Source organism: Streptomyces cylindrosporus (genome assembly GCF_022698165.1).
GTDB classification, from domain to species: Bacteria; Actinomycetota; Actinomycetes; order Streptomycetales; family Streptomycetaceae; genus Streptomyces; species Streptomyces cylindrosporus.
Map to the genome: position 1 here is coordinate 370,828 of NZ_JALDAY010000006.1, position 16,289 is coordinate 387,116.

18 protein-coding genes are annotated in these 16,289 nt (G+C 71.6%); 8 read left to right on the top strand and 10 right to left on the bottom strand.

Annotated features, from left to right (window positions below):
* Positions 1–11 precede the first annotated feature (11 nt).
* Positions 12–323, top strand: a complete 312-nt coding sequence (locus MQP27_RS21470) for a hypothetical protein (RefSeq protein WP_242766911.1) — start codon at positions 12–14, stop codon at positions 321–323.
* A 53-nt stretch (positions 324–376) separates the two neighbouring features.
* Here MQP27_RS21470 and MQP27_RS21475 read toward each other — a convergent pair whose 3' ends face one another.
* Both MQP27_RS21475 and MQP27_RS21480 read right to left on the bottom strand, forming a co-directional pair.
* Positions 377–1,828 (bottom strand): MFS transporter, encoded by a 1,452-nt coding sequence (locus MQP27_RS21475; protein ID WP_242766912.1) that lies wholly within the window; start codon positions 1,826–1,828, stop codon positions 377–379.
* 190 nt (positions 1,829–2,018) lie between these two features.
* Positions 2,019–2,852 (bottom strand): SDR family NAD(P)-dependent oxidoreductase, encoded by an 834-nt coding sequence (locus tag MQP27_RS21480; RefSeq protein WP_242766913.1) that lies wholly within the window; start codon positions 2,850–2,852, stop codon positions 2,019–2,021.
* Positions 2,853–3,024: 172 nt separating this feature from the next.
* On the opposite strand from MQP27_RS21480, the gene MQP27_RS21485 reads away from it, so the two are divergent.
* The 4 genes from MQP27_RS21485 (at position 3,025) to MQP27_RS21500 (ending at position 6,927) form a co-directional block, all read left to right on the top strand.
* A complete protein-coding gene (locus MQP27_RS21485) occupies positions 3,025–3,915 on the top strand; it encodes a helix-turn-helix transcriptional regulator (protein ID WP_242766914.1) in 891 nt (296 codons plus the stop codon).
* 122 nt (positions 3,916–4,037) lie between these two features.
* Complete coding sequence (locus MQP27_RS21490; RefSeq protein WP_242766915.1) at positions 4,038–5,042, top strand: RNA polymerase subunit sigma-70; 1,005 nt, start codon at positions 4,038–4,040, stop codon at positions 5,040–5,042.
* 20 nt (positions 5,043–5,062) lie between these two features.
* Positions 5,063–6,487 carry a DHA2 family efflux MFS transporter permease subunit gene (locus tag MQP27_RS21495; RefSeq protein ID WP_242766916.1) on the top strand — a complete coding sequence of 475 codons (1,425 nt, stop codon included), beginning with the start codon at positions 5,063–5,065 and terminating at the stop codon, positions 6,485–6,487.
* A gap of 89 nt (positions 6,488–6,576) precedes the next feature.
* Positions 6,577–6,927 (top strand): VOC family protein, encoded by a 351-nt coding sequence (locus tag MQP27_RS21500; protein ID WP_242766917.1) that lies wholly within the window; start codon positions 6,577–6,579, stop codon positions 6,925–6,927.
* Here MQP27_RS21500 and MQP27_RS21505 read toward each other — a convergent pair.
* Positions 6,914–7,609, bottom strand: a complete 696-nt coding sequence (locus MQP27_RS21505) for an AraC family transcriptional regulator (protein ID WP_372511266.1) — start codon at positions 7,607–7,609, stop codon at positions 6,914–6,916. The genes MQP27_RS21500 and MQP27_RS21505 overlap by 14 nt on opposite strands.
* A 150-nt stretch (positions 7,610–7,759) precedes the next feature.
* Here MQP27_RS21505 and MQP27_RS21510 point away from each other — a divergent pair, with 150 nt between their 5' ends.
* A complete protein-coding gene (locus tag MQP27_RS21510; RefSeq protein ID WP_242766919.1) occupies positions 7,760–8,776 on the top strand; it encodes a zinc-binding dehydrogenase in 1,017 nt (338 codons plus the stop codon).
* Positions 8,777–8,808: 32 nt separating this feature from the next.
* Positions 8,809–9,666 carry an alpha/beta fold hydrolase gene (locus MQP27_RS21515; protein ID WP_242766920.1) on the top strand — a complete coding sequence of 286 codons (858 nt, stop codon included), beginning with the start codon at positions 8,809–8,811 and terminating at the stop codon, positions 9,664–9,666.
* Here the strand turns inward: MQP27_RS21515 and MQP27_RS21520 are convergent.
* Both MQP27_RS21520 and MQP27_RS21525 read right to left on the bottom strand, forming a co-directional pair.
* Positions 9,657–10,085, bottom strand: coding sequence for a nuclear transport factor 2 family protein (locus MQP27_RS21520; RefSeq protein ID WP_242766921.1), 429 nt, complete (start codon positions 10,083–10,085; stop codon positions 9,657–9,659). The genes MQP27_RS21515 and MQP27_RS21520 overlap by 10 nt on opposite strands.
* Positions 10,085–10,807, bottom strand: a complete 723-nt coding sequence (locus MQP27_RS21525; RefSeq protein ID WP_242766922.1) for a GNAT family N-acetyltransferase — start codon at positions 10,805–10,807, stop codon at positions 10,085–10,087. The genes MQP27_RS21520 and MQP27_RS21525 overlap by 1 nt, the downstream gene beginning before the upstream one ends.
* Positions 10,808–11,301: 494 nt before the next feature.
* Between MQP27_RS21525 and MQP27_RS21530 the strand changes: the two genes are divergently transcribed.
* Entirely contained in the window at positions 11,302–12,537 is a 1,236-nt protein-coding gene (locus MQP27_RS21530) for an acyl-CoA dehydrogenase family protein (RefSeq protein WP_242766923.1), read from the top strand.
* 53 nt (positions 12,538–12,590) lie between these two features.
* On the opposite strand, the gene MQP27_RS21535 is transcribed toward MQP27_RS21530, so the two are convergent.
* The 5 genes from MQP27_RS21535 to MQP27_RS21555 are packed head-to-tail and all read right to left on the bottom strand — an operon-like array spanning position 12,591 to position 16,237.
* Positions 12,591–13,184, bottom strand: coding sequence for a GAF domain-containing protein (locus tag MQP27_RS21535; protein ID WP_242766924.1), 594 nt, complete (start codon positions 13,182–13,184; stop codon positions 12,591–12,593).
* Between the two features lie 32 nt (positions 13,185–13,216).
* Positions 13,217–13,819: a GTP-binding protein gene (locus MQP27_RS21540; protein ID WP_242766925.1), complete on the bottom strand. Its 603-nt coding sequence runs from the start codon at positions 13,817–13,819 to the stop codon at positions 13,217–13,219.
* The gene (locus MQP27_RS21545; RefSeq protein ID WP_242766926.1) at positions 13,797–14,174 is read right to left on the bottom strand and encodes a DUF742 domain-containing protein; all 378 of its coding nucleotides are present in this window, start codon (positions 14,172–14,174) and stop codon (positions 13,797–13,799) included. Before MQP27_RS21545 ends, MQP27_RS21540 begins: the two co-directional genes overlap by 23 nt.
* Positions 14,175–14,176: 2 nt before the next feature.
* Complete coding sequence (locus tag MQP27_RS21550; RefSeq protein ID WP_242767151.1) at positions 14,177–14,605, bottom strand: roadblock/LC7 domain-containing protein; 429 nt, start codon at positions 14,603–14,605, stop codon at positions 14,177–14,179.
* A 51-nt stretch (positions 14,606–14,656) separates the two neighbouring features.
* Entirely contained in the window at positions 14,657–16,237 is a 1,581-nt protein-coding gene (locus MQP27_RS21555; RefSeq protein ID WP_242766927.1) for a sensor histidine kinase, read from the bottom strand.
* Positions 16,238–16,289: the final 52 nt, after the last annotated feature.

Consider the following 16,289-nt stretch of genomic DNA (forward strand, 5'->3'; position numbering starts at 1 on the left):
GAGGGAATGAGATGACACCACGCATCGGGATGATGCTCGCGAGCACCGTGGACAGCACCAGCGTCGTGGTGGTCCGCTGGGCGGCGGGCGATCAGGAAGTGACGTGCGGGGGCTCGCCGATGGTCGATCCCACCCAGGCCGACCCCACACCCCGACAGGCCCCGGATCCGGACCGGTCGACGGGAACGCTGCTGGGCAAGCGGTACGCCACCGAGGACGGCACCGTCGAGCTGCTGTGCACCAGGCCCGGCAAGGGCACTCTCGCGGTGGGCGGTACGCCCCTGCGCGTCAAGAGCGCCAAGCCGCTGCCCGCGTCCGACTGACGGGCGCCGAGAACGCCCGGGGATCCCGCAGGTGGGTGCGGGATCCCTCGGGTTCACGCCTTGGTCGCCAGAGCGGCCGAGGGGGCCGCGGCTCCGGAGCGCTCTCCCGAGCGGATGAACAGGGCCAGGACGAACCCGGCGGCGGAGCAGGCCCCGATGAGGGTGAATCCCTGACTGAACGCGTCGCTGCTGCTGAACGGCGTCCGGGGCACGAGGTTGTGGCTGAGGAAGTACGTCGCGAGCGAGGTGCCCAGGGTCGTGAAGACCGTGCGCACGACCACGTTCAGGCCGGTCGCCTCACTGGTGTTCTCCTCGGGTGTGTCCTCCATGATGAGGATCGGGATCGCGGACAGGACGAACGACGTCGCCACGGCGAGGAACGCGACCGAGACGACGACTCCGGTGACGCTGTCGTGGAACAGCGCGAGGCAGAGCGCGTTGACGACACCGAAGAGGCTGCCGACGACCAGTGACTGCCGGGCGCCGGCCCGCGCGGCCAGCCAGCCGGCGACCGGCGACAGCAGCAGCCCGAGGGCAGCCACGCCGAACAGCAGCCAGACCGTCTCGCGCGCGCTCAGACCGATGCCGACGGGCGCCAACTCCGGTGTCTGCATGAGCGTTTGGAGCAGCAGACCGGCCGCGCCGACGATCCCGGTCACGAGCACGGCGGTCGCCAGCGTCGTCAGTACGGTCTTCCGGCCCGTGAGCAGCCGCACGTTGATCATGGGATGCTCGACACGCCGCTCCCACGCGGCCCAGAGCGCCAACAGCGCCAGGCCGCACACGATCCCGGCGATGGTGCGCCCGTCGGACCAGGACCGCGTGATGCTGCCCTGAACACCGAACAGCACCAGGGAGACCGCCGCGACCAGCACCACGCCCGCGAGCCAGTTGACGCGCTCGCCTCCTCCGACCCGGGCGGATCCGGGCAGCAGGATGCAGGCGAGACCGGCGAGCAGGGTGGCGGCGCCGGTGACGACGAGGAGGTAACGCCAGCCCGGTGACTGGACCATCGCCTCGGCGACGACGGCGCCGGTCGCTCCGCCGAGCGTCGCGGCTCCCGCGATCACCGCGGTGGCCACCGGCACCTTCTGCCACGGGAGGGCTTCCCGGGCGAGGCCGAAGCACAGCGGCAGGACACCGCCGGCCACGCCCGCGACCGCCTGCCCGGCGATGACCCCGGACAGGGTGTCGGTGGCGAGGCTGATGGCGGCTCCGACGGTGGAGACCAGCAGCAGGGCGACGAGCAGCCTGCGCCGCCCGTAGCGGTCGCCGACGCGCCCGCCGACCACGGCGGAGGCGGCGGCGACCAGGATGAACGCGTTGACCGCCCAGCCCGCGTTGTCGAGGTCGGTGCGGAAGTGGACGATCAGCACTTGCAGTGCGCCGACCAGCGCCGTGGCGGCGAAGCCCGCGGCGGCCGCCGCGAAGGCCAGCAGTCCGACCAGCAGCGGCAGGGGACGGGCAGGGCGGACACCGGTGGCGGTGTCTGGGGATGGTGACATCTCTGTCCTTCTCGGATAGGCGGCGAGGAGTGATCGCCTCGCTCGGAACGCCGTTCCGCAGGAGGAACCGACCCGGGGACTGGGCCGCTGCTCCCGTGGAAGGGCCCGTTCGCCTCGGAGCGTGACAGCGGCGCGAAAGGGGCGGCAAAACCGAGTCCCGCTGAGTGGTGCGCCCGTTGAAAACCCCGCTCTACAAGGCCGGTTGGGCCGCCCGGGCCCCCTCGGGGAAAGACTCCCAACGGTCCAGTTCCGCCAGGCGCGAGCGCAGGGACGCCCGGATGTGTTCGACCGCGTCCGCGCCGACGGCCAGCCGCAGCGGCGGCTCCTCCAGCGCCGTGACCGCCGTGATCGCGTCCGCAACCGCGACCGGGTCGCCGAACGCCTCGGGCGGCAGCTCGGAGAAGTCGGTGAGGAACTTGCCGACGGTCGGGGCGTAGACGTCGTTCGGGGCGACGACGCGGAGGTTGGCGGCGAAGTCGGTGGCGAAGGTGCCCGGCTCGATGACGGTGACCTTGACGCCAGTGGGGGCCAGTTCGTGGGCGAGGGCCTCGCTGAACAGCTCCACGGCACCCTTGGAGGCGGCGTACAGGCCCGAGGAAGCCCAGGCCAACTGGCCGACGAGCGAGGAGGTCTGCACGACACGGCCCCGGGCGGCGCGCAGCGCCGGGAGCGTGGCCCGTAGGACGGTGAGGTTGGCCAGCACGTTGGTGTCGAAGACCGCGCGGGCCTCGTCGGCGTCGATCTGCTCGACGGCTCCGAACAGCCCGTATCCGGCGTTGTTGACGAGGACGTCCAGGCCGCCTGCTGCCTGTACGGCGGCTGCCAGGACGTCCTGGGCGTCGGGGGCGGTGATGTCCAGTGCGACCGGGGTGACCTGCCCGCGAGGGGCGCGGTCGGACAGGTCGGCGAGCCGGTCTCGGCTGCGGCCGACCGCGATCACATGGGCGCCGTCGGCAAGCGCGCGTTCGGCGACGAGGCGACCGAAGCCGGAGGTGGCGCCGGTGATGAGCCAGGTGGAAGGCATGTCGAGGACTCCGTGGGGTGGGGTGGAAGCGGGATCGCCGAGTGGCGTCCCGCTCTTCAGCCAACCGCCGTCGGACCCGTACGGGGGCCCTGGAACCGGCCCGCCGCTTCCTGGGATCCGGAGGGCCACCTTGGCCACCGCGCCGCGCACCGGCGCGCGCGACCATGGGGCCATGGAGCGGAACGAAGGACTCGCCGACTTCCTGCGTGCCCGGCGCGCGGCGATGGACCCCGGGCGGCTCGGCATCCACGACGCGGCCCCGCGCCGGGTCCCCGGGCTGCGCAGGGAGGAGCTGGCGGCCCTGGCGGGCGTCAGCGTGGACTACTACACACGCCTGGAGCAGGGCAGGCCCATCACGCCCTCGGAGTCGGTGCTCGACGCCCTGGCGGACGCCCTGCAGCTCGACGCGGCGGAGCGCAGCTATCTGCGCGCGGTGGCACGCAGGCCCTCGGCCGCGGGCAGGCGCCGTAACCCCCGAACCGTGCAGAAGGTACGGCCCGGTGTGCACGCGTTCCTCGCCCGTCTCGGGGACACGCCGGCGTTCGTACTGGGCCGCCGTACCGACATCCTGGCCAGCAATCGGATGGCCCGCGCTCTGCTCGCCGACTTCGACGCGATGCCGGTGCGGGAGCGCAGTGCCGTGCGCTGGGTGATGCTCGACGAGGCCGCGCGGTCGTTGTTCGCCGAGGGCTGGGAGAAGGCCGCCTCCATGTTCGTCGGGATCCTGCGGATGGACGTGGCACGTCATCCCGACGATCTGCGCACGGCCGAGCTGGTGGGCGAACTGTCCATGAAGAGCGAGCACTTCCGTCGCTGGTGGGCCGACCAGAAGGTGGTCGAGCCCGCGCACGGCAGCAAGACCCTGCGCCATCCGATCGTCGGCCGCCTGACCCTCCACACCGAGGCGCTGACCTTCCCCGGCGACCCCGACCAGAGCCTGTTCGCCTTCCTCGCCGATCCCGGATCACCGTCGGAAGAGGCACTGACGGTGCTCTCCGCCTGGGCGGCCGAGCGCGCCGGCTCCGGCCGGTCCGAGGCGGCCCCTGCCCGGCGCCGGCCGTAGGTCCGGCATCTCGGCCAGGACCCGGAGAGTCTCTTCCGGGAAACCGCCCAGTTTCCGCGACCGTCGCCGTCAGTACGTATGACAGCCGGAAGGGGGGACCGACATGGGAGGAACCCGACACCATGGAAACGTCACTGCTGACGCGTGCGCGGGCAGGGGACGGAGAAGCGTTCGGCCTGCTGGTCGAGCCCTACCGCCAGGAACTGCACGCTCACTGCTACCGGATCCTCGGCTCCGCCCAGGACGCCGAAGACGTACTGCAGGAGACCCTGCTGTCGGCCTGGCGCGGCCTGACCGCGTTCGAGGAGCGCTCGGGCCTGCGCACCTGGCTCTACCGCATCGCCACCAACCGCGCCCTGGACGCGCGCCGCTCCGCAGGCCGGAGGCCCCAGATGCAGCGGCCCGAAGTCGGCGTCAACCCCGAACTGCCTGCACCCACGCACACCAGCGAGGTGGCGTGGCTCGAACCGATCCCGGACCACGTCCTGGAGACCCTGGCCGACCACCGGCCCGGTCCGGCCGCCCGGTACGAGGCCAACGAGGCGATCTCTCTCGCCTTCGTCAACGCCCTCCAGCTCCTGCCGGCCCGCCAGCGCGCCGTACTGGTCCTGCGCGACGTGCTCGGCTACAGCGCGGCCGAGTCCGCCGACATCCTTGAGACCAGCACCGAGTCCGTCACCAGCGCCCTCAAGCGCGCACGTGCCACCCTCGCCCGGCACCGGCCCGAGCGGGCACCCGCGCCGCCCCCGGACTCGCCGGCCGAGCGCGCCCTGGTCGACAGGCTCACCCGTGCGTACGCGACGGCGGACGTCGACCAGGTGATCGCCCTGCTCGCCGAGGACGTGCGCCTGAGCATGCCCCCGGTGCCGTTCGAGTACCGCGGCCGCGACGCCGCCGCCGGGATGCTGGCCGCGGTCTTCGCCCGGGTCGGAGGGCGCCGACTGGTCGCGACCCGCGCCAACCACCAGCCCGCCTTCGGTGTGTACCAGCGCGAGCGGCACTCCGGCGTGCTGCACGCGGCCGGGCTGATGGTGCTCACCCTCAGCGGCGACCGGATCGCCGAGATGACGATCTTCGACAACAACGTTCTCGCCCGCTTCGGGCTGCCGCGCACCCTGCCGGCCTGATCACGACAGGAAACACCCCCATGATCGAACAGAGCCGGGTGGCGACCCCCGCCACCCGGGCCGAACCCACGGCTGCGCACAACCCGCGAGCCGTCCTCACGGTCCTGTCGCTGGCCGCGTTCATGGCCAGCCTGGACACCTTCGTCGTCAACGTCGCCTTCGACGCGATCGGTACGAGCTTCAGCGGGTCGTCGATCGCCAACCTGAGCTGGGTGCTCAACGGGTACGCGATCGTCTTCGCGGCGCTGCTCGTGCCGCTCGGACGTCTGGCCGACAGGATCGGCCGCAAGCGGATGTTCCTCCAGGGCCTCGGGCTGTTCACTGCGGCGAGCGTCGCCTGCGCCGTCGCCCCGGGCCTGTGGTGGCTGGTGGTGTTCCGGCTGCTGCAGGCCGCCGGCGCGGCCGCGATCACCCCGACCTCGCTCGGCCTCCTCCTGGCCGCGGTGCCGGCGGGCAAACGGCTCGGGTACGTGCGGATCTGGACCACCGTCGCCGGGATCGCCGCGGCAGGCGGACCCGTCATCGGCGGCCTGCTGGTCACCGCTTCCTGGCGCTGGGTGTTCCTGATCAACCTCCCGGTCGGGATCGTCGCGTTCGTCGCCGCCCGCCATGTCGTGCCGGACTCGCGGGACACCGCCGTGACCAGGATTCCCGATGGGCTCGGCGCCGGGCTGCTGACCGTCGGTGTGGGCGCGCTGGCCCTTGCCATCGTCAAGGGCGGCGACTGGGGCTGGGGCAGCGAGGACACGATCGCGGTCTTCGTGCTCGCCGTGGCAGCGCTGGCAGGGTTCGTCTGGCGGGCCGAGCACCACCCCGTGCCGGTGGTCGACCCCGCCCTCTACCGCGTCCGCACCTTCGCCGCGGCCAACCTCGCGATGCTCGCCTTCAGCCTCGGCCTGGCCGGCTACCTGCTCATGGTGGTGCTCTGGCTGCAGAACGTCTGGCACTGGTCGACGATCGCCACCGGTTTCGGCGTGGCGCCCGGACCCGCCATGGTCCCCCTCGTGGCCGTGCTCACCCAGCGCCTCGCCCACCGGGTGCAGGCCGGCGCCCTGGCCGCCGTGGGCAGCGTGCTGTTCGTGGTGGCCGCCGTGGTCAACCTCCTGTTGCTCGGCCCGCACGGCACGCGCTACGCGAGCGAACTGCTGCCCGGCCAGCTGATCGCCGGCCTCGGCATAGGGCTGACCCTGCCCACGCTGCTGGCGGCCGCGACCGCGGGCCTGCCGCCGCACCGGGCCTCGACCGGCAGCGGAGTGATCAACATGACGCGCCAGATCGGGTTCGTGCTCGGCGTCAGCATCGTCGTCGCGATCCTCGGCGCCCCCGCCTCCTACGCCGCGGCACACCATGCCTTCCAGCACGGCTGGTGGACCATCGCGGGCGCCGAGCTGGTCGCCGCGGTGTCCTGCCTCGGCTTGCTGCGCCGGCGGGCGAGCACGGACTGACCGGCACGCGTCCCGTCGGCCGGGCCCCACCACCCACCCGCACAGACCCAAGACACACACCCACATCACGCGGCAGAAAGCAGACCGTCATGTCCAGCGCAGTCTTCGGCATCACCTTCGACGCCTCCGACGCCAAGGTCGCCGCGTCCTTCTGGGCCGAGGTCCTCGGCCGTACCGTCGCGGAAGGAGCCGACGAGACCAACGCGGCCATCGAGGCCGACCCCGCCGTCCCGGGCTCCCGGATCGGCTTCCGCCAGGTCCCCGAGGGCAAGAAGGTCAAGAACCGCGTGCACTTCGACCTGGTCACCGCCGACTTCGACGCCGAGGTACGACGCCTGACCGAGCTCGGAGCCACCCGGCTCAACGAGGTCGACGCCCACATCCACTACGTCACCCTCGCCGACCCCGAGGGCAACGAGTTCGACCTCATCGCCGCCTGACCTCACCGACGCGGCCGGCCCGGTAACGGCCGGGTGTGGTGCCGATGATGCTCGCGAAGGCCTCGATGAAGCCGCTGGGGTTCGCCCAGCCGCAGGCGTGCGCGACGCGGGTCGTGTCGTGGCCGTCGGCCAGCAGGACGAGGGCGTGATGGATGCGCACCTGGGTGCGCCATTCGTAGAAGGTCATGCCCAGTTCGTCGCGGAAGAGCCGGCTGAGCGTGCGGGCGCCGGCTCCGACCGCCCGCCCCAGTTCGGCCAGTGAGCTGTTGTCCGCGGGCTGCTCGTGAAGGATCCGCGCGACGGCCCGCAACCGGTCGTCGCGCGGCTCCGGCAACTGCAGCGGCTGCTCGTTCGCCTCGTGGAGTTCGTCGACGAGGACCCGGCGCAGCCGGGCGCTCGCGGCGCGGTCGTGGCTGCGGGGCCCCGTGAGGGTCAGCAGGATCTCGCGGGCGAGGCCGGAGACGAGGAACACGGCCGGCCGGTCCGGCACCAGCCGAGCCAGGGACGCCGGCAGGAACACGATCCGCATCTCGGTGTCGCTGTGCGCACGGTGCTGGTGGGTGAACCCCGCGGGAGTCCAGGCGACCCGGTTGGCCGGCACGATCGACGTACCGCTCTCCGTGCGCACGGAGAGCACACCCCGGGCCGCATACACCAGATGCCCACGGGTATGGCGGTGCACCGAGCTCGCCTCCCCCGAGGGCCACAGATGCACCCCTGCGGACGGCCAGAGCTGTGACGTCCCACCGGTCCCGGGGACTTGGCGGCCTACAGGCATAGCTTGGCATTCTACCGGTGGCCCGCCGCACCGGCCCCGGGCAACAGTGGACCCATGCGCGAACAAACAGGGCACCCTCAAAGGGTTACGACGATGAAGGCGGCGGTCTGTGTCAGGGCAGGCGGCCCGGAGGTGCTGGAGCTGCGTGAGCTGCCGGTCCCGGAGGTCCGGGAGGGCTGGAGCCTGGTGCGGATCAAGGGCGCGGGACTGAACCGCTCGGAGCTGAGGACCCGTCAGGGGCACTCCCCCGACGTAAGGTTCCCGCGCGTGCTGGGCATCGAATGCGTGGGAGTCGTGGCGGCCTCGACCGACCCCCTCCTCCCGGACGGCACCACCGTCGCCGCCGTCATGGGTGAGATGGGCCGGCAGTTCGACGGCGGATACGCGGAGTACGCGCTGCTGCCGAACTCCCTCCTGATGCCGCTCGCCACCACCCTGCCCTGGGACGTCCTGGCCGCGCTGCCCGAGACGTACCTGACCGCGCAGGGCTCACTGGACGCGCTGGGAATCGAACCGGGCGGCAAGGGACGGCTGCTGATCCGCGGCGGGACCTCGTCGGTGGGCATGGCGGCCGCGTCGATCGCGGCCGGGTACGGCATCGAGACCGCGGCCACGACGCGGCGGCGCGACAAGACCGATGCGCTGGCAGCGGCGGGCGTGGACCACGTACTCCTGGACGACGGCGAGCATCTGGCGGACGGTGTGCACGAGATCTGGCCCGAGGGTCCGGACTACGTTCTGGATCTCGTCGGGACGGCCACGGCGGTCGATTCGCTTCGGCTGGTGCGGCGTGGCGGGACGGTGTGCATGACGGGCACGCTCAGCGGCTGGCTGATCCCGGACTTCGAACCGGTCGCGATGATCCCGTCCGGAACCAGGCTCACGGCCTTTCACAGCGACAACGTCAAGGGCAGCGCGGGCAGGCCCCTGCTGCAACGCGTCGTCGACGAGGTCGAGGCCGGCGTCTACCGGCCCAACGTGGACCGCGTCTTCGCCCTCGACGACATCGCCGCGGCCCACCGCTACATGGAGGACAACCGGGCCGCCGGGAAGCTGGTCGTGCTGCCCTGAAGGGAGAATGGGCGAGGCGAGGAGGTGCGGCGATGGCTGAACGCATGATCGACGCAAACGGCGTGGAGCTGTGCACCGAAGCTTTCGGTGACCCCTCGGACCCGCCCGTCCTGCTCATCATGGGCACCGGCGCGTCGATGCTCTGGTGGGAGGAGAGCTTCTGCCGGCTGCTCGCCGATGGCGGACGGTTCGTGATCCGTTACGACCACCGCGACACCGGTCGCTCCGTCACCTACGAGCCGGGGCGGCCCGCCTACACCGGCGCGGACCTCGTCGGTGACGCCGTCGCCGTGCTGGACGCCCATGGGATCCCGGCCGCGCACCTGGTGGGTGTCTCGGCCGGAGGGGCTTTCGCCCAGCTGGTCGCGCTCGACCATGCCGATCGGGTGCTCTCGCTGACCCTCATCAGCACGACCGGCGCAGTGCCCATGGACCGCGAACTGCCGCCGCCGACGCAGGAGTTCATGCGGTTCGTGTCGTCGGCGCGGGTCGACTGGTCCCGGGCCGCCTCGGTGATCGACCACCTGGTCGCCTACTCACGTGTGCTCGCGGGCGGCCGCCGCCCGTTCGACGAGGGCGCGGCCCGTGACCTGGTCCGCCGTGACGTCGAGCGCGCACGCGACTTCGCCGCCGTACAGAACCACGACCTGCTCCCCCACGGCGAGCAGCCACACCAGGGCCTGTCGTCGCTCGCCGTGCCAACCCTGGTCATCCACGGCACCGCCGATCCGATGTTCCCCTTCGAGCACGGCCGGGCGCTGGCGCAGGAGATCCCCACGGCCGACCTGATGGCCTTGGAGGACGCGGGCCACGGCGTCGAGCGGGCCGACTGGGAGACGATCGCCGATGCGGTCCTGCGACACACCGCGACACCAGGGGATCACGCCTGACGCAGATGCCGACTCACATCGCCGACCAGGTTGATGCGAACCCGCCGCTCCACGAAGCGCCACTGCCCGTCCCGTCGCTCGAAGCGGTCGTGGTAGCGGCCGCCGGCGATGGGTTGCAAGGGCAGGTCGGGCAGTGCCTGCAGCACGGTGACGTACGAACGTGCGACCGCCGTACCCGCCTCTTCGTCGACCTCGATGGCGATGTTGGTCGTGACGTGCTGGGTGCGGGGCGTGCCGTCGGCGTAGACGATCAGCGTGTCCCGGAACATCTTCTCGATCGCGTCCCTGCTGCGCACCGGCTCGCCGCTGCCCGCGAAGGTGGCGTCCTGGAGCAGCCCTCCAAGGCCCGCGAAGTCTCCGTCGTCGACGAGTTCGGCGTAGCGCGCGATCAGGTTCTCGATGGCTCGGTGGCTGGACATCAGGCAAGCTCCAAACTGAGCTGGGAGCCGAGTTCCGCGAAGCCCAAGGCGGCTGCCACGCGCCGTGAGGCCAGGGGCCGTGCGCGCCATTGCGGCAGCAGCCCGGCGCCGAGAGCGTGCGAGACCGCCGCCGAGCCGGCCACTCGCGCCAGCCCTCGCCCACGCGCCCGGGGCGCCGTCAGCACGCACAGGTGGGCGGTCCTGCTCGGCCAGGTCCGGTAGCCCGCGGCAGCAATCGCCCGACCCTGCTCGTGAACCACGAACGCCGGCGAGGTGATCTCGTCGAGTGCGGCCTCTCCGGCGTCCTGTTGGCCGGCCGTCTCCTCCAGGCGGCGCAAATCCGGGTGGTCGGCGGGCAGTTGAGCGACTGCCACCGCACCGGTTCCCGCCCGCCGGAAGCCCTCCGCGGAGACATACGCCAGTGTCGCGGGCCCCAGCATCCGGGCCACGGGCAGCACCTCCCGGACCGATTCGCCATCCATCAGGGCCTCCACCGACAGCCGCGCCGGCGTGTCGGAAACGATCAGGGCGGCGCGCTCACTCGGCACGGTCATCAGCGCCGAACCGCCCAAGGCCACAGCCCCGAGCCAACCGGGCGGGCACAGAGCGGATTTCGGGGAGACCACCACGTTCACACCACCGGCCGGCGCGAATGACACCGGCACTCCCGCCAGTTCCTCCCACAGCCCCCGGGCCCTCACCAGCAACGGATCACTCGCCACACCGCCCGATCCTGCCAGACGCCCCCGGATCGCTTCGCGTGCCCACTGCAGTGGGGCATGTGGCTGGTGTTGCGGCGGGTCTCGGGGCGGCCCGTGGTGACCATGGCTGGTTTGCGTCGGTGAAGCGGGCGGACGGCACGGATGACGGTTCCCTTATCGGCCAGACAGAACGTGACCGGTTGTGGCCCGAGGCCGGTGCCTGCCCGCCCGGCAATTGCCTGGCGGGCAGGCCTATGTCCGCATTGGGCGAACCTTGTTCACAGTTGAGCGGTTTCTCTCCGTGACGTGTCCGGAACAGACCAAGTGCCGCTCCGTATCGCACAGTTGAGCCGGAATGCAAGGTGCCGCATTTCAGTCAATGTCCATGAGTGATCTTGGCTGAGAGGGGTCGATAAGTAGACAATATTTTGGGCGGTCGGCCCGGGGCGATTGACCACTGCCCGACGAATGACCTCCAGAGCCAGCGGGTTCGGAGGCAGCGTGCAGGAGGGGTTGTGGAACGCGAATTCACCAGCAGGTGGCACGAGGACCTGCGCTACACGGTCCGGGAGTTCGCCGAACGGGAGGTGCGTCCGCGGATAGCGGAGATGGAGACCTCCCGTGCGGTGGCCCATGAGCTGTCCCGGCTCATAGCCCGGCAGGGCTGGATCGGTGTCACCATCGCCAGGGAGTACGGCGGGATGGCGGCCGGACACCTGGCCAAGACGATCACCATCGAGGAACTCGCCCGCGTCAGCGGCGCGATGGGCGCCATGGTCCAGGCCTCCCAGCTCGGCGTGGCCAAGATCATCCACTTCGGGAACGACGAACAGCGCAGAACCTGGCTGCCGCGCATCGCCGCCGGCGACTGCCTGCCCACGATCGCGGTCACCGAGCCCGCCTCGGGCGGCCATGTCCTCGGCATGGGCAGCACCGCCGTCCGCGACGGCGACGAGTACGTGCTCAATGGCAGCAAGGTCTTCGTCGGCAACAGCCACGTCGGCGACCTCCACGGGGTGGTGATGCGCACCGGCGAGGGCTCGAAGGGACTGTCCGCCTTCCTCGTCGAGGCCGACCGGCCCGGCTTCTCGCTCGGCGAGCTGCAGCCCGCGATGGGCCTGCACGGCTTCAGCTTCGGCGAGCTCGTCTTCGACAACTGCCGGGTCCCGGCGGCCAATCTGCTCGGCACCGAGGGCCAGGGCCTGGCCGTCGCCTACTCCTCCAGCATCCTCTACGGCCGCCCCAATCTGACGGCGGTCTCCCTCGGCATCCACCAGGCCGTCTTCGAGGAGACGACGGCCCTGTGCATCGAGCGGGAACGCTACGGCGCACCCCTCGGCGAACTCACCAACATCAAGCTCAAGTTGGGCAGGATGAAGTCCCGGCTGATGACGGCCCGGCTGGCCGCCTACCACGCCGTGCACCTGCTCGACCAGGGGCTGCCGTGCGACGCGGAGCTGATGAACGCCAAGCTCCTCAACGTCGAGGCGGCCATCGACTCGGCCCGCGACAGCATGGAGATCCATGCCGCGAGCGGACTGTTCACCGACCGCCCCGTCGAGCGCTATCTGCGCGACGCCCACCACATCTACTCCCCCGCCGGCACCTCCGACATCCAGCTGCTGCGCCTGGGCGAGATCGCCCTCGGCACAGCCAAGGGCCAGTGGTCCGAGCGCCTCGCCGATCTCGTACGGACCGTGCCGCCGCGACGCTCGCAGGAACCGCTGGAGACCGCCGGCCACCCTGCCTGAGCGAAGAGGACCGCCGGGAACCGGGAACACAGCGCTGTGCCCCCGGCTCCCGGTCAGATCTCGCCCCGGGTCTCCATGGTGTGCAGCCGGTCGACCAGCTGCTGCGCCAGCGACTTGATGGTCGCCAGGCCCTCCCGGCCCCACGGGTGGGTGTCGGTGTCGACCACGCAGATCGTGCCCAGGGCCATGCCCGTCTTCCAGTCGATCAGCGGAGCGCCCATGTAGGAGCGGATGCCGATCTCGTCGACGACGCGGTTGCCGGCGAACCTGGGGTAGTCGCAGACGTCCTCCAGCACCAGGGCCTTCTTGCGTACGACGACGTGCGGGCAGTAGCCCTGGTCACGGGTCATCGTCCGGCCGACCGGGGTCTGCTGCTGGGACGGCTCCAGCTGCACGCCCGGCCGGCCCGCCGCGTACAGGCCAGCGAAGTACTGGCGGTTCTCGTCGATGAAGTTGACCATCGAGAAGGGTGCGCCGGTGACGTGCGCGAGGTTGCGCGCGAAGTCGTCGAACTCCGGGACCGGGCTGTCGGCGATGCCGAGCTCGCGCAGCCTGGCCACACGGGCGGGCGCGTCCCGGTCCTCGGGGGTCAGCAGCAGATGACCGGTCGGGTCGAACGGGGGCTGGTAGGGAACCGGGGCTGACATGCAGGCTCCATTCGGCTCGGCGGAGGATGTCCTCAGCCGAGCGGGTTGCGCTCCGCGGGCGGTGTGCCGGGAGTCGAGGCGAGCAGATGTTGCAGGAGTGCGATCAGCACGCGCGTCGCCGAGTTGCACTGGCGGGCGTCGCACATCACCACGGGAATGTCGGGCTTGAGGTCAAGGGCCGCGCGTATCTCCTCGGACTCGTAGCGGTAGGCGCCGTCGAACTCGTTGACGGCCACGATGAAGCCGATGCCGCGGCGCTCGAAGAAGTCGACGGCGGCGAAACACTGCTCCAGCCGCCGGGTGTCGGCCAGCACCACCGCACCCAGCGCCCCGGACGACAGCTCGTCCCACATGAACCAGAACCGCTCCTGCCCCGGCGTACCGAACAGGTACAGGACGTGGTTGTCGTCCAGGGACATGCGGCCGAAGTCCATGGCCACCGTGGTGGTCGTCTTGCCCTCGATGCCGGCCAGGCTGTCGGTACGGGCGCTGACCTGGGTCAGCAGTTCCTCGGTGCTCAGCGGTTCGATCTCGCTGACCGCACCGACGAAGGTGGTCTTGCCGACCCCGAAGCCGCCCGCGATGAGGATCTTCAGCGCGGTCGGGAAGGGGTCAGAGGCGCTTGCGAAGGCCATGCAGCACCGTCTCCAGGAGATGTCGGTCGGTCGGGGAGCCGGCTTCGATAGCACGCGGCGCGCTCGTGGTGAGCGCCCGGTGCGTGACGAGGTCGGACAGGAGGACTTTGGTGACGACGGCCGGCAGCCGCAGGTGGGCGGCCACCTCGGCGACCGAGACGGGCCGGTCGCACAGCGCGATGACCTGGTCGTAGTCCGGGCCGAGATGGGCGGGGGGCCGGACGCCGGTCGTCATCACCAGGGTGAGCAGGTCGAAGTGCGACGAGGGGCGGGTACGGCCGTTGCTCACCGTGTACGGCCGTATCAGCCGCCCGGCCTCGTCGTCGAGCCACGACCCGTCCGGCGCATCCGGCATCCTCAGCGCCCCGGGTCGAACGAGCTGCCGGCCGCCTGCTGCCGTGCCGGGGTGGCGAGGTACGGGCGCACGCTCTTGACCAGCATGGCCATCTCGTAGCCGAGCACGGCGGCGTCGGCGTCCCGGTCGGCCAGCACGGCCAGACAGGCGCCGGAGCCGGCCGCGCAGACGAACAGCAGAGCGGTGTCCAGCTCCACCACCACCTGCCGCACGTCGGCCCCGGCGGCGAACTGCACGCCCGCGCTGCGCGCGAGCGAGTGCAGGCCGGAGGCCAGCGCGGCCAGGTGTTCCGCCTCGGCGGCCGTCTCCAGCCCGTCGAAGGCTTTCGCCAGCCCGTCCGAGGACAGCAGCAGGGCACTGCGTGTGTAGGGGACCCTCTGGACGAGTCCGGCCAGGAGCCAGTCGAGGTTCTTGGGCTGGCCGGCATGCATGTCGCTCACGGTGGGGTTCTTTCTCCTTGTTGCGAATACAGGGGCCTCGGGTCAGCGCGAACTGCCGGTGGGAGGCTCGTCCGGTTCGTTGTCGGCGAGGCGGATTCCGCGCTGGAACAGGGCCATCAGCCCTGGATCGTGTTCTTTGTCCTGCTCCTCGGCGTTCCGCGGGGCGGGGCTGTCGCGCAGCTCGGGCGCCAGGTGCTCCTGGGCGTGGCGCTGGGGCAGCGCGGGCCGCCGGTCGCCGGGCATCCCGCCCTGCATGGGCGGGCGCGTGTGCGGCGGGGGCGCGGCCTGGGCCGGCGGCAGGGGCTGCCGCAGCGGCGGCTGGGTCATGGGACGGGTGGCCTGGGCCGGGCCGGCCGCGGGCGACGGCTGGGCGGGCGCGGCGGACCTGGGCATCTCGGCCTGCGTCCGGGGTGGCGCCGCGGCGTTCTCGTCGCCGAGCAGGCCGGGGGGCAGGATCAGGACCGCCTGGATGCCGCCGTAGATGTTGCTCTGCAGCCGGACCGCGATGCCGTGGCGGCGGGCCAGCGCCGACACCACGTACAGGCCGATCCGGCCGTCCGCGAGCAGCTTGCTGAGGTCGACGTGGTCGGGCTCGGCGAGCAGCGCGTTGATGCGGGCCTGTTCCTGGGGCGGCATGCCCAGGCCCCGGTCCTCGACCTCGACGGCCAGTCCGGAGGCGACGCGCTGGGCCCGCAGCAGCACCTGGGTGTGGGGCTCGGAGAACGCGGTGGCGTTCTCGACGAGTTCGGCCAGCAGGTGGATGACGTCGGCGACGGCGTGTCCGCGCAGGGTCCCCTCGATCGGCGGGACCAGCTTGACCCGGGAGTAGTGCTCGACCTCGGCGATCGAGGAGCGCAGCACCTCGGTCAGGGTCACCGGGCGGGTCCACTGGCGGCGGGAGACCGAGCCGCCGAGGACCGCGACGTTCTCGGCGTGGCGGCGGATGCGGGTGGTGAGGTGGTCGACGGTGAACAGGCCCTTGAGCAGCTCCGGGTCCTCGACCTCGTTCTCCAGCTGGTCGAGCATGTTGATCGCGCGGTGCACGAGCGACTGCAGACGCCGGGCGAGGTTGACGAAGACCTCGACGCGCTCCCCGCTGTCCTGCGCGTTGCCGCGGGGCAGCTGCGCCGTCTGGGCCAGCGCGGCGCGCACCTGCCACATGCCGACGGCTATCTCGTACGCGAGCAAGGCCAGCGGGTCGGTCCGCGGCGGGACCACGCCGCTGAACGGGGTCTGCTCGACCGGCTCGCCGCGTTCGAGCCGCTGCACCACGGCGTGCAGGTCGGCCTGTCCGGCGGTCACCGACCGGCGCAGCGCCTCGTACTGCCGTGCCGTGCGCCGGTCCTCGGCGCGGCCCGCGTACACGGCGGCGGCCAGCACACCGCAGCCCAGCACGGCGGCGACGGCGAGGACGGTCCAGGTGCCCGCGCCGGCGGTGCCCGACTGCGAGCGCAGCACGAACACGACGACGGCGGCGGCGAGGACGGCCATGACGGCCGCGGGCAGGACGCCGAGGCGCACCGCGCGGGACCGGCCCGCGGTCTCACCGAGTTCGTCCTGCCCCGAATGCCGACCGCGCCTGCTTCGCGTCGGTCCCGCCGCGGCCGCCTGACCTGGTTCCACGCGCACTGCGTAAGGCGGAGATTCGGGCATCGGAGTCCTCTCGGTCAACCAG